At 39.3% G+C, this 13,508-nt stretch carries 11 protein-coding genes; 6 read left to right on the top strand and 5 right to left on the bottom strand.

What is annotated here, in order from left to right; all coding sequences use genetic code 11:
- Position 1: 1 nt before the first annotated feature.
- Together D0T50_RS00555 and phoU are read right to left on the bottom strand one after the other, a co-directional pair.
- Complete coding sequence (locus D0T50_RS00555) at positions 2 to 607, bottom strand: riboflavin synthase (protein WP_163220902.1); 606 nt, start codon at positions 605 to 607, stop codon at positions 2 to 4.
- 337 nt (positions 608 to 944) lie between these two features.
- On the bottom strand, positions 945 to 1,631 hold the full coding sequence (gene phoU, locus D0T50_RS00550; protein WP_163220900.1) for a phosphate signaling complex protein PhoU: 687 nt from the start codon (positions 1,629 to 1,631) through the stop codon (positions 945 to 947).
- Between the two features lie 191 nt (positions 1,632 to 1,822).
- On the opposite strand from phoU, the gene D0T50_RS00545 reads away from it, so the two are divergent.
- The 3 genes from D0T50_RS00545 to D0T50_RS00535 are packed head-to-tail and all read left to right on the top strand — an operon-like array spanning position 1,823 to position 5,636.
- Positions 1,823 to 3,538, top strand: a complete 1,716-nt coding sequence (locus D0T50_RS00545; RefSeq protein ID WP_163220897.1) for a glutamine--tRNA ligase/YqeY domain fusion protein — start codon at positions 1,823 to 1,825, stop codon at positions 3,536 to 3,538.
- Positions 3,539 to 3,547: 9 nt separating this feature from the next.
- A complete protein-coding gene (locus D0T50_RS00540; RefSeq protein ID WP_163220895.1) occupies positions 3,548 to 4,972 on the top strand; it encodes a lipopolysaccharide assembly protein LapB in 1,425 nt (474 codons plus the stop codon).
- Positions 4,973 to 4,988: 16 nt separating this feature from the next.
- Entirely contained in the window at positions 4,989 to 5,636 is a 648-nt protein-coding gene (locus tag D0T50_RS00535; protein WP_163220893.1) for a DedA family protein, read from the top strand.
- An 83-nt stretch (positions 5,637 to 5,719) separates the two neighbouring features.
- Here the strand turns inward: D0T50_RS00535 and tpx are convergent, their stop codons facing one another.
- Positions 5,720 to 6,220, bottom strand: a complete 501-nt coding sequence (gene tpx / locus D0T50_RS00530; protein ID WP_163220891.1) for a thiol peroxidase — start codon at positions 6,218 to 6,220, stop codon at positions 5,720 to 5,722.
- Between the two features lie 122 nt (positions 6,221 to 6,342).
- Here tpx and D0T50_RS00525 point away from each other — a divergent pair, with 122 nt between their 5' ends.
- The 3 genes from D0T50_RS00525 to D0T50_RS00515 are packed head-to-tail and all read left to right on the top strand — an operon-like array spanning position 6,343 to position 8,477.
- Entirely contained in the window at positions 6,343 to 6,792 is a 450-nt protein-coding gene (locus D0T50_RS00525) for a DUF4494 domain-containing protein (protein WP_163221296.1), read from the top strand.
- Positions 6,793 to 6,806: 14 nt separating this feature from the next.
- Positions 6,807 to 7,475 (top strand): YggS family pyridoxal phosphate-dependent enzyme, encoded by a 669-nt coding sequence (locus tag D0T50_RS00520; protein WP_163220889.1) that lies wholly within the window; start codon positions 6,807 to 6,809, stop codon positions 7,473 to 7,475.
- Between the two features lie 24 nt (positions 7,476 to 7,499).
- Entirely contained in the window at positions 7,500 to 8,477 is a 978-nt protein-coding gene (locus D0T50_RS00515; RefSeq protein ID WP_163220887.1) for a dihydroorotate dehydrogenase-like protein, read from the top strand.
- Between the two features lie 20 nt (positions 8,478 to 8,497).
- Here the strand turns inward: D0T50_RS00515 and D0T50_RS00510 are convergent, their stop codons facing one another.
- On the bottom strand, positions 8,498 to 11,281 hold the full coding sequence (locus tag D0T50_RS00510; protein WP_163220885.1) for a sensor histidine kinase: 2,784 nt from the start codon (positions 11,279 to 11,281) through the stop codon (positions 8,498 to 8,500).
- The gene (locus D0T50_RS00505; protein WP_163220883.1) at positions 11,278 to 13,440 is read right to left on the bottom strand and encodes a hypothetical protein; all 2,163 of its coding nucleotides are present in this window, start codon (positions 13,438 to 13,440) and stop codon (positions 11,278 to 11,280) included. Before D0T50_RS00505 ends, D0T50_RS00510 begins: the two co-directional genes overlap by 4 nt.
- Positions 13,441 to 13,508: the final 68 nt, after the last annotated feature.

Below are 13,508 nucleotides of genomic sequence, written 5' to 3'. Positions count from 1 at the left end.
GTTAGTTTTGTATCTCTATCATTCGGCTGATGTACTTACCAATAATATCGAATTCGATATTTACAACACTGCCTATTTCAAAAGTATGGAAGTTGGTATGCTCATAAGTATAAGGAATAATGGCTACCTGAAAAGTATCATTGGTAGGATTACAAACCGTGAGGCTTACTCCATTTACTGTTACCGATCCTTTGTCTACAGTGATGTATCCGCGTTTTGCCATTTCTTTGTCAAAGGCATATTTGAAGGTATAATACCAACTGCCGTCGGCATCATCAACCTGAATGCAGGTAGCTGTCTGGTCAACATGTCCCTGAACAATATGTCCGTCCAACCTTCCGTTCATCATCATGCTGCGCTCTACATTCACTTTGTCACCCACTTTTAATAGCCCGATATTCGAACGCTCGAGGGTTTCCTTCATTGCTGTTACCGTATAGGTATCGTCTGTCAGTTGTACTACCGTAAGACAAACGCCATTATGCGAGATGCTTTGGTCTATTTTCAATTCGCCCACAAAGGAGCATGTCAGTGTTAAATGAACATTCTCTTGCTCTTTAACTAACGCCACTACGGTTGCGTATTCTTCTACAATTCCTGAGAACATAGTGTATTTTGTTTTTAGTTGATTTAATAAGGAAGAACAAATATAAGGAGAAGCAAATTGATGAATGAAATTTTAGAGAATAAAAAATCAAAAAACAACGTAAACAAAAGATTACTGGTAAGTGTTATACTAATAAAAGAACAGGAAAAGTCTTTAAAATCAAAAAGCGGGACTTTTCACAAAGTTCCGCTTTTCAGTTTTCAATAGGTATTAGTTTTTTTTTAAGGTAAAAAGATTGTTTTCAGGATAACGTTGCAAAGATGAGCCTTTTTCATAGACTACACAAATAAAAAAACATGCCATATAACATATTTTTGTGTTTTCTTTATGTTTATTATCACATGGAATAGCCCTCATTGGTCTTCCCACTGTGCTTTAGCACCTTTGCATCCATATAGAATACAATCTCTTCCGCTATATTCGTTATGTGATCCCCTGCACGTTCCAGCTTGCGAAAAACGCTAACCAGATTCAAACAAAGGAGCATATTTTCGGGATGTTCGCGCAGATAATCAGCCATTACTTTGGTTACCTCCGCGTTGATTTCATCAAGAATGTTGTCTTTGGCAAAAACAGAAGTAGCAAGCTCCATGCTTTCATCATTCAGTGCACGTTTAGTATCTTCCAGCATAGAAAGCACCTCTACCTGCATTTCTTCCAGTCGCAAGCGTTTTATCAATTTACTATCAATTATTGGTTCTTGCACACTCAACACAAAACGGGCAATACCTTCGGCAAAGTCGCCCAAGCGTTCTAGGTTGGTATTGATTTTGAGCATGGCAAGCACAAAACGCAAGTCAACACCTACAGGGTTGTAAAGTGCAATGATATCTTCAATATCACTATCAATCTTCAATTCAAATGCGTTAACACGTTTCTCGCGCACAAGTACTTGGTTCGCCAACTCTTTATCAAATGTAAGCACAGCCTCCCCTGCTCTATCGAGCTGGTTATAGACAAGCATCCACATCTCTTCTATCTCTTTACTTAGCAAGACAAGCTCAGATTCAATAAACTTCACCATACACCTTATTATAATATGTATATACTCTGATTAACACTCACAGCTATTATTTGCAAATGTAAAAACATCTATTGTCAATGTTGTTACAATTCCATTAAACAACAGTAAGAGAGTATAGTATTTTAAACGCTCTAGCCTATTAATTCACTAATTTTATGTAGTTTTGCAACAAAATGAAAATCCTTACTCATATGATTAATAATACAAACGAAGAGAGCGTAGAAAAGAAAACCTTGAATTTTATTGAAGCAGCTGTAGAGAACGACCTGAAAGAAGGTAAGAACAACAGCAAAGTGCAGACTCGTTTTCCACCCGAGCCTAATGGCTACCTTCATATTGGTCATGCCAAAGCCATCTGCATGGACTTTGGAATTGCTAAGCAATATGGCGGTGTATGCAACCTTCGTTTCGACGATACTAATCCGGTGAAGGAAGATGTGGAGTATGTAGACTCTATCAAACAAGATATTGAATGGTTGGGTTTTAAGTGGAACAACATCTACTATGCCTCAGACTACTTTCAACAATTGTGGGACTTTGCCGTTGCCCTGATTAAACAAGGCAAAGCATATGTAGACGAACAAACTGCTGAAGAAATTGCCAAACAAAAAGGAACTCCCACGCAAGCAGGTACGGATAGTCCTTTCCGCAATCGCCCGATAGAAGAGAATCTTCGTCTGTTTCAAGAGATGACAGATGGCAATGTACAAGAAGGAGCAATGGTGCTTCGTGCCAAGATAGATATGGGGCACTCAAACATGCACTTCCGCGACCCTATTATCTATCGTATTATTCATCATCACCACCATCGCACACACGATGCATGGAAGGTATATCCGATGTATGACTTTGCTCACGGACAAAGCGATTACTTTGAAGGAGTAACGCATTCACTTTGCACCTTGGAGTTTGAGGTACACCGTCCGCTATACGATTACTTTATCGACGAGTTGATTGAAACACCCGAATTGGCAGGCGAAGCAGGATACCGTCCTCGCCAGATGGAATTCAACCGTCTGAACCTAACATACACTGTCATGAGCAAGCGCAAATTGCTCACACTGGTAAAAGAAGGTTTGGTAAACGGCTGGGACGACCCACGTATGCCAACCATCTGCGGATATCGCCGTCGTGGTTACTCGCCCGAAGCTATTCGCAACTTCATCAATATGATTGGTTACACCAAGTACGAAGCTCTCAATGACGTATCAATGCTCGAAGCAGCTGTTCGCGAAGATCTGAACAAGCGCGCTACACGTGTTTCGGCTGTATTGAATCCCGTTAAATTAATCATAACCAACTACCCCGAAGGTAAGGTTGAAGCATTAGAAGCGATAAACAACCCCGAAGACGAGAACTCGGGTACACATATCATTGAATTTAGCCGTGAGTTGTGGATGGAGCGCGATGACTTTATGGAAGATGCGCCAAAGAAATACTTCCGCATGACTCCGGGTCAAGAGGTGCGACTAAAGAGTGCATATATCGTGAAGTGCACCGGTTGTAAGAAAGATGAAAACGGAAACATAATTGAGGTTCACTGCGAGTACGATCCTAACACAAAGAGCGGTATGCCTGATAGCGGACGCAAAGTAAAAGGAACCTTGCATTGGGTAAGTTGTGCACACAGCTTACCTGCCGAAGTTCGTTTATACGATCGCCTTTTTAATGTAGAGAACCCTGCGGCCGAACAAGAGAAAGATTTCCGCGAGTTGCTTAACCCCGATTCGCTCAAAACAGTAACAAACTGCTATGTAGAGAAATACCTCAGCGAATTGAAACCCGCTGATTATCTACAATTTCAGCGTATTGGATATTTTAACATAGACCAAGACAGCACCCCGGATAAGTTAATCTTCAACCGTACAGTAGGCTTGAAGGACACATGGGGTAAACTAAACAAATAAGAAACTATAATGAGAAAAGACAATTCTTCTTTTGAGCAGAATGATGAGCTAAAAGAAATAATTGAACGGTATGAAGCAATGAAGAGTATCGGCAAGAACATCTATCTTGACCCCGACCAATACGAAGACGTTGCCGAGTATTATATAAGAGAAGAAAAATACAAAGAAGCTCATGAAGCCATAAAGCAAGGAATGTCTATCCATCCAGATAATTACGAGTTGCAGTTAGCAGAAGCCGAATTCTTCCTCGACACTGATGAGATAGAACCAGCACGGGTGCGAATAAACCAAATGGGCATTAACAGTTCCATTGATGTTTATTTGCTACACGTAGAGTTATTAGTCAAAGAAGGAAAAGAAGAAGAAGCTGAAGAAGCGATTAAGAAACTCAGAGACAATGATTATGACGATGAGACCAAAAGAGATATTGCATTCTTAAGTATCGACTTAGGCTTTTTTGAAGAAGCATTGCTATGGTTAAACAAGTTAGAACCCGAAAAGCAAAAAGCAAAAAGTGTACAAACAGCCTTTGCCGAGTGTTACAATGCATTGGATAAGTTTGACGAAGCAATTGCCATTTACAACTCTCTACTTGATCAATATCCTTACTCTACTAATTATTGGACGGCATTAGGAAAGATCTATTTCAACCAGGGCGATTACGAGAAAAGCCTTGAAGCAACCGATTTTGCTCTTGTTGCCAAAGAAGAAAACGGAGAAGCTCACTGCATCAGAGGGCATATATTCTTCCAACTGGAAAACTATGAATCAGCCATTGAATCATACAAGTTTGCCATAACTCATGGTGCATTAGGAGCTGACTTTGGCAACATGTTTATTGGCTTTGCTTATGATGGTTTAGGTCGTTGGGAAGATGCCATCTTCCATTTGAAAGCAGTTTTAGCTATAGCACCCGAAGATTCTTTGATGCTTCCTGATGTAACAATGCATTTAGCACGTTGCTTACATAACCTAGGACGCATAGAAGAAGCGCGCAATTACTGTGAGATAGTTAAACGTAATTATCCCTACATCACAGATTCATATTTACTCATTGGAGAGCTCTTTTTAGAAGAAGGAAACCTCGAAGAAGCAACCGCTCACTTCTCGGAAGCAGTAAAGATAGAACCAGATGCAGCTACTTGGTATTACGTGGGGAATGCATGTTTAAAATATGGCGCGTACGAATTAGCCGAATTAGCTCTTACTAAAGTAAAAGAGTTAGACTCCAATTATCTCGAGATAGACAGGAGTTTGATGACTCTTTACTTAAAGACAAGAGATTTCAAGAAATTGCTACCCTATCGCGATTTGCTCTTCAAAATGTTTGAAAACACTTTGCATGTAAAAGAAACCGTTCCTGAAGAAGACTTTAACGAGTTTATTGAGGATATAAGGAACGAGCTCGACCGGTTAGAAGAAGAACAATCTTAAAAACAAATATCAATTAATGGAATCCGTTGCATTTATTCAGTGGTGCTTAGACCATCTTAATTATTGGACAATTACACTTTTAATGACGATTGAGAGTTCATTCATCCCTTTTCCGTCCGAAGTTGTTGTTCCACCTGCTGCTTGGAAAGCAGCATCGAATGATGAGATGAATGTTTATTTAGTGGTTCTATTTGCGACACTGGGTGCAGACTTGGGCGCACTAATCAACTATTATCTGGCAATGTTTCTTGGTCGCCCTATTGTTTATAAATTTGCTAACAGCCGCTTTGGACACATGTGTCTTATTGACGAAGAGAAAGTAAAACGTGCCGAATCTTATTTCGAAAAGCATGGGGCTATCTCTACTTTTGTAGGTAGATTAATTCCGGCCGTAAGGCAATTAATATCTATTCCGGCGGGGCTGGCTCGTATGAAATTGGGCACTTTTCTTCTATACACAACTATAGGTGCCGGAATATGGAATACCATCTTGGCTGCTATAGGCTACCACTTAGCCTCTGTTCCGGGCATAGAAACCGAAGAGCAACTGATTGCCCGTGTAACAGAATACAGTCATGAAATAGGTTATGTCATTATAGCCTGTGTTGTGTTTGTGCTCGCATTTCTTATTTATAAAGGTACAAGAAAGCCTAAAGCGGCATAAAACGAAATACAAAAACAAAGCGTGCGATGCTGTAGTTATACAACATTCGCATGCTTCGTTACATATTAAGGTAAAGTTGTGTCTTATTTAATAGTTGCTAAAGCTTTATCATAATCGGGTTCATTGGTTACTTCCGATACAAGTTCGGTATAAACAATCTTTCCTGTTTTATCTATTACAACTACTGCACGCGCCAACAATCCTTGCAACGGCCCATTAGTCATCAAAAGTCCATATGCCTTATCGAATGCATCCGAACGAAAAGCAGATAGTGGAATCACACGATCAATACCTTCGGTAGTACAAAAACGTCCTTGAGCGAAAGGTAAATCTTTAGAAATGGCCAATACTTTTGTATCCTTCAGATTGGCTGCTTTCACATTAAATTTACGAACCGAAGTGGCACATACTGCTGTATCCAAACTTGGGAATATATTTAATACTATATTTTCACCTTTTAAGCTACTCAATGATAAAGTAGAAAGATCTCCCTTTACTAATTCGAACTCCGGTGCCTGTTGACCTACCTTTACGAAATCACCAGCTAAGGATACCGGATTACCTTTGAAATTTGTCATATTCATTCTTTTTTCATTTATATATACTATACAACAAAGCGAAACAAAAAAGAGTTCACCACATGAAAAAGTTTTTATTACCTTTACACCCCGAAAAAAGAATTATAAAACTTATAAAAGAAAGAAATATGGCAATGCACACATGGTTCGAATGCAAGATTCGATATGAGAAAATGATGGAGAACGGAATAGCAAAGAAAGTAACCGAGCCTTATTTAGTAGACGCACTTAGTTTTACTGAAGCCGAAAAACGTTTCATTGAAGAGATGACTCCATATATTTCGGGCGAATTTACCGTTTCGGATATAAAACGCGCTAACTACAGTGAATTGTTTCCTTCGGACGAAGATGCTGCCGATCGCTGGTTTAAATGCAAGGTCGTATTTATTACAATAGACGAGAAGAGCGCCGCCGAGAAAAAAACGGCAACACACATCCTTGTGCAAGCTGCCGACCTCAGAGATGCAGTAAAGAAATTGGATGAAGGGATGAAAGGTACTATGGCAGACTATCAAATAGCTGCTGTTTCCGAAACTCCAATCATGGATATTTATCCCTACGGAGAAAGTGAAGAATAAGAAAAGTTGCTTCTATGAGCATCACAAATAATCTACAAAATGTACTACAAGAGCTACCAACCGGTGTACGGTTGGTAGCTGTTTCCAAATTCCACCCCAACAAAGCTATTGAAGAAGCCTATCGAGCAGGACACCGCGTATTCGGAGAAAGTCGTGCACAAGAGCTAAGGGCTAAACACGAATCACTCCCCAAAGATATCGAATGGCACTTCATTGGTACATTACAAACCAATAAGATTAAATATATTATTCCTTACGTTAGTCTTATTCACGGAATAGATTCCTTTCATTTACTTAGTGAAGTTAACAAACAAGCAGCCAAAGTTGGCAGAACAGTAAATTGCCTGCTGCAGTTACATATAGCACAAGAAGAGACAAAATCCGGATTCAGCTTCGACGAATGCAAAGAAATGCTTCAATGCGGCGAATGGAAAGAGTTGACACATATTCGCCTCTGCGGTTTGATGGGAATGGCAACTTACACGGATTCTCATGAACAAATCACCCATGAATTTCGTTCATTAAGTAACTTCTTCACAGAGGTTAAGAGCTCTTGGTTTGCCACCGAGCCTACTTTTTGTGAACTATCTATGGGAATGTCCGACGATTACAAACTGGCAATTCACGAAAAAAGTACAATGGTACGCATCGGTAGCAAAATTTTTGGAGCGAGAGAATACTAATTTCACGCTAAAAAACATGTTACTATGTCTGATTTAAAAACAACTTTTGCCGGACTAAAGTTAAAGAACCCTGTTATCATCAGTAGCTCGGGACTTACCAACAGTGCCCAGAAGAACAAAAGGCTGGAAGAATCCGGTGCAGGTGCTATCGTACTGAAGTCCCTCTTTGAAGAGCAAATAACTCTCGAAGCAAACCAAATGCACGACTCCATCTATTATCCCGAAGGTGGAGACTATCTGATGGCTGCACTTCGTCAACACAAGCTATCCGATTACCTATATCTCATTAAAGAGAGTAAAGCAATTTGCAAAATTCCAATAATTGCCAGCATCAACTGTTATACAGATAGTGAATGGATAAAGTTTGCAAAAGAGATAGAACAAGCCGGTGCTGATGCATTGGAAATAAACATCCTCTCACTGCAAACCGAAGTGCAATACGAATGGGGTGCTTTCGAAATGAAACACATTCAAATTCTGAGCCACCTCAAGAAGCAAATCAATATCCCTATCATAATGAAGCTGGGTAATAATTTGACCAACCCCATTGCACTCATCAATCAACTATACGCTAATGGAGCAGCTGCGGTAGTACTTTTCAATCGTTTATACCAACCCGATATAGACATTGATAAAGTGGCACAAACAGCAGGTCCGGTATTTAGCCACAATTCCGATTTAGGTAACTCTCTACGTTGGATTGGTATTGCTTCAGCCCAAATACCCCAAATAGACTATGCCGCATCAGGTGGTGTGCATACTCCAAAGGATGTAGTAAAAGCTTTATTGGCCGGAGCATCTGCTGTAGAGATATGTACCAGTATCTATCAAAACGGAGCGGAAAGTATCAAGCCTATGCTTACCTTTATGAGTACATGGATGAACGACAAAGGGTATGAACGCATCAGCCAGTTCAAAGGTAAACTGAACGTAAAAGATGTGAAGGGAACTAATACATTTGAACGTACACAGTTCTTGAAGTACTATGGAACAAAAGAGTAGCTATTAAAGCTCTTAGATAACTAGAACAAAGGCAGCGTAAACCAAAACAGGCTGCCTTTTCCTTTTTCTGATTCCACCCCGATTTCTCCACCAAGATGATTAACAATGGTTTTGCATAGCGGCAGTCCCAGACCTGTTCCTTGCGAATAGGAGTTCTCTTTATAGAATCGTTTAAACACTGTTTGCAAGTTCTCTTCACTAATACCACAACCGGTATCTCTTACATAAAAGTAAGCAAAGTTTCCTCTTTTTTCATAACCCAATGCAACAGTACCTTCGTCTGTAAACTTCACCGCATTAGAGAAGAGAGAGGAAAGAACTCTTTTGAGATAAGCCTCGTCGGTACTGGCTACCGGATTTTCTTCGGCTATTTCTATAATAACAGAGAGATTCTTATCATAAAGTTCGAGGTAATCTTCATTTTTCATTTCCTTAAACAATTCAGCCACAGGAACAGGATCGTGCTTGAAGGTTATTTCGCCCGAGTCTATACGCGATAGTTCTATGATGTCATTGATAAGAATAGTAAGTAGTTCGTTATTTTTCAAAATAATAGGTGCAAACTGTTCCAACTCTTCATCACTATCTACCATAGACAAAATGGTAGAATAACCTACAATAGAATTAAGTGGAGTACGTATTTCGTGATTGATACTGTTTAAGAATTCCTGTGTATCTCTATTTGATTGCTCTGCTTTTTCCTTAGCTATACGCAACTCTTCTTCTCCCCTCTTCAGTTCATCAATGTTAAGGTTCAATTCTATCAACAAATTTTCTTCCTCCTTACTCAGATAAATATGTTGGCGCATCCACAATAAATTACCATTTGCGCTATGCACTTGCATGTCCATTGATAAAGGTTCAGTAGTTTCGCCACTTTGCACTTTGGCACGATAATCCAATAGAACTTTTCTATCGCGAGAAACAACATTGGTATACTGGGGCAAGCCATCAATCATTGGAGGTTCATTCAAGTTCTCTATCCAAGAATTCGTTACCGTTTTCTCACCTGTAGCTAAATTATAAAAAGCAATACCAATTTTAGACGTATCCGAAGCAAAATCAAACAGTTTTTCAAACTGTTCGCGTTCTACGCGTTCTTGCATTAGTTCTTTGAGGCTAACTGTTAAAATCATATAGCAGGCATTCCGGTAGTCGGGTTCTTTGAATGGTTTTACAACCAGCATGCAAGGTATATCCTCCAGTTCTATATTTACAGATTTCTTGTTGCGTATTTGTTCTTTCTGTGCATTTGTGAGATATTTATTCTTAAAGATATTTATCAAAAAAGGATCATTTCCTGCTTTCTTAAAATCTTTTACCTTCTTACCGTTTTGCACACGTACCAAACAGTCACCCGCTTCATCATATAAAGCAAAGTCCACCGATGTTTGTCGATATACTAAACGTAACTTATCAAAGAGTTTCTTATTCCTGTCGCGCTCTTTTCTTATTATCTTACTTTGCTTAAATTGATTATACATATACCCAAAAAGCCCTAAGAAGAAAGTAGCAACCACCAGCGAAATTAAAATTTGCTTTTCGTATTTCTCAAAAAATGTGGGAGGAATATTTTCATAATCTACCGCAGTGAGTCGCTCATGCGCCACACCCGACAGTTTGTATCTATTCAATAACACCTGGTCTAATCGGGTTACGGTGCCAGTTACCGTTTCAAAAGGGATATCATTTGCCGGTTTACCCGATAAAACTTTTTCTATTTGCGACATTGTTTTCTCAACCCATTCTTTTGTTGGTCTGTACACCCCTCCTATTCTATACTCACCTATAAAAGCTGGTTCAGTAAGCGAAAACAAAGGCACTTTTGATTCTTTTGCGAAGGTTGTTTTTATATAACTCTTCGAGAAACGACTATACACCCCATTGATTGTCCACGAAAAGGTAAGATATGCCTTACCTTTATCGGCTCTAAGCATTTCATTAAAGATAGAGTCTGAATTAAGACGTGTATGCACAACGGTCGAAAATTTCACTTGAGGCATTACTTCTTTCATCTTTTCTTTTACCAAATGATGAGCATATCCCGAGTCATAAGAGTCTTCATCTACCCAAATTATCTCTTCCAAGTCAGGAAGTAATTCTTGAATCATCTGCAAATTCTCTTGTACAGGTATGCTAGTCTTTACACCTGTTAGTCGGAAATCATATTCCACTTGATAGCCCGATATACGTTCTCCACTTTCTTCTTCAACGTAACGCGTACGCTTTAGCGACGGGTCAATCATCTTCACAAATGCATCTCTTAAGAATTTTACACTTGTATGGCGCTTCTCTATTGGAATCATAGAATCATAATCCACCTTAACACCCGGCATCCAGTCAAAATCCGAAATAAAGTCATTAATCCCTGTCACCACAATCGGCACTTTCAGCCAGTCCCTCATTTGATAATCATAATACTGATAAAAGAGGAAGCCCGGGTCGCCAACAAGCACGATCAAATCAGGATACACTCCCGAAGAAAATATAGAGGTAAGCATTCTCCCTGTGACATTTTCTTCTTCCTGTTTTTCTACCAATGCCCACAATGCCGATCGTAACGAATGGAGCGTCTGTGCAATCTTTGTCGTGCTGTCTATATTCAGGTTCTTACTGAACACTTTTGCATTGGGATACCGAAGCATTAGTTCTTCGTTTATTCCGGCAACAAGATTATTCACCCAGATTTGTTCCGTATTATACGAATTTATGATAAGTATCTGCGGTGCCTCGTTATCTGCCCAACCCAAACGTGGAATAAGCAATAAATAAGTTAGAAGTATATAGGTAAACTGCCGCTTCATAATTCTTTATCTTTTGAATGCTCGGGTTGAGACATTTGAAGAATTTCTCGAACATATTTCAACATTGTATCATTATTGGATTCAATGTAAGCTAATAATTCAACACGTTCCTGCAAATCTTTTGTCTCTGTTATTTTCCTAGCACTATCTACAATCTGAGTTAAAGATTGAGTAATGTCATCCTTCATGTTTGCCACAAAGGCATTCTTCATTTTATCGGATTCTTGTGCTGTTATCAATGCTTTGGTAAGCTCTTCTTCGCGTTGCTTTTGTGCATCTATATTCAGTACTAACTGCGCTACAACTATCTTATTCTGTTCAGGAGCATACTCCATCAGTTGTACTATGAAATCCACCCAATGTATCTCACCGTCTTTCTCTATACGCACAACTTCATAGAAAGTCTTGTTTTCCAATCCTACTTTGGATAGGAATTTCTCTATCTTCCTGCGGTCTTTTTCTACAATATGCCGATATACATCCTTTATTTCACTTCCTCTCTCCAGACAAAGGTTATCATACCAGGCATTAGTAGCAAAACCAGTTTGAGTCACCAAGTCATATTCGGCAACTCCTAAAGAAGATGCATCCATTGCGAAGTTAAATATCGAATAAATTCTTTCCTTCGCTTTACGCTCTATATGAATTTGTGTATTATCAATAACAATCAGCATTATACCATCGCCACCGTTCTCCTCATCCCACACATAGCGAGGTATCAACCGATAGTAATTTCCATCAAGTTGAACAGTGGTACTGACAGCCTTTTGCCTATTTACAGCTTTCTTTGTTTGTAGATTTATTATTTCCGTATCAAACAAGTTGAACGTTTTCTTGTCAACATCATACGCCAAGCTAAGGAAACGCAGCGCTGCCGGATTGTGCCCCAACATATTTCCTGATGTATCCATTTGAATAAGCCCCGTAGGCATATTTTCGTGCACATGATGAAACTCCTCGTAAAGTTCCTTAAACCGATTCGAAGAACTCTTCAAATATCTATGATGCTTAATTTGCTTAAATATCAGAATTGTAGCAATTGCAAACACCACGGTGAGCAACACTATGATAAAAATAACACGCATGTGTTTTATATAGAATGGCGGAGGAACATTCACCCAGAACACATCCGGTATTTTCTTTGCTTCCCTATTCAGGCCAAAATGGTTAACTGCTTCTTTATTCAAGAAAGAGGTTGTTCCTTTTGTTAAAGCAAAACCAGCATTCTCGGTCGGATTATTGACAAGTACTCTCTTAATGGCTTCAGAGCCCTGATATACATAACTTTGTATAGAGGGAAAACTTCCACCAACAACATATTTACCATTTATGTGATTGTCGCGAAGAGTAAATATCGGCACAGCACTCTTTTCTGGCGGTAGTGCCGTGTTCACAAGCACGGCTGTTGTTCGAGGCAAAGCCAACAAGTCATGCTTAATTGAGTCGGGAGACATCTTAGCGATATTAAGCGTACGAATCTTAATTTTCGAGTCGCCTTCCAGCAAGATCTTTTCAATAATTTCTTTAGAATAAACATCCTGATAGTTTTCTACAGACAAGTAGAGTATTTCTTCCAAATGAGGTAGTAACCGTTGCATCAGTTGCAATGCAGCCTGTTCATTCCCATTCTCGAGTAATCCTGACAGATGCATCTTACCTCCTGATTTCTCGATAGGAAGCATGGCATGAGCACTTATAGATGATGTAGAGAAGAATTGCGAATAGTCTTCCATAATAGGAGAATGTGCGCCAATCATCACAACAGGTATCTTCGCCCACCTTCCACTAAAGTTCATGATACGATAATACATCCAGCTTTCTTCGCCTATCAAGACTAGAACATCAGGAATAATAGGTGTTTCAGAGAGTCGTATATTGGAGAAGGCAGCTTGCATACTATAGCGTCCTGCAAGAAAGGATTGATTACTTTCTACGCCAGCGTAAGCTATGTCTACTATGGTATTTAAGGTTTCATCTTCGAGTTTTTCCTGAATTCCTTTAGCAACATCCGTTGCCCAATCATAGTTATAACTATACGAACTAAGAATAAATATATAATTACTCTTGTTCGCATGTACCTCTTGCGATCTACTTTGCGTAGCGATGAATACCAAGAAGAAAAATAAACCTACTAACTTAAACTTAACTATATAACCCACTTACATGTGTTGTATCTACTGCAAAAATATGGATTATTTTAACAATCCATAGTTTTGCAGTAGAAAAA

It is taken from the genome of Bacteroides sp. 214, assembly GCF_010501015.1.
In the GTDB taxonomy this organism is placed as follows: Bacteria; Bacteroidota; Bacteroidia; order Bacteroidales; family Bacteroidaceae; genus Bacteroides.
Note: the sequence above shows the minus strand (reverse complement) of the source record. Positions and strands in the feature narration are given on the sequence as shown.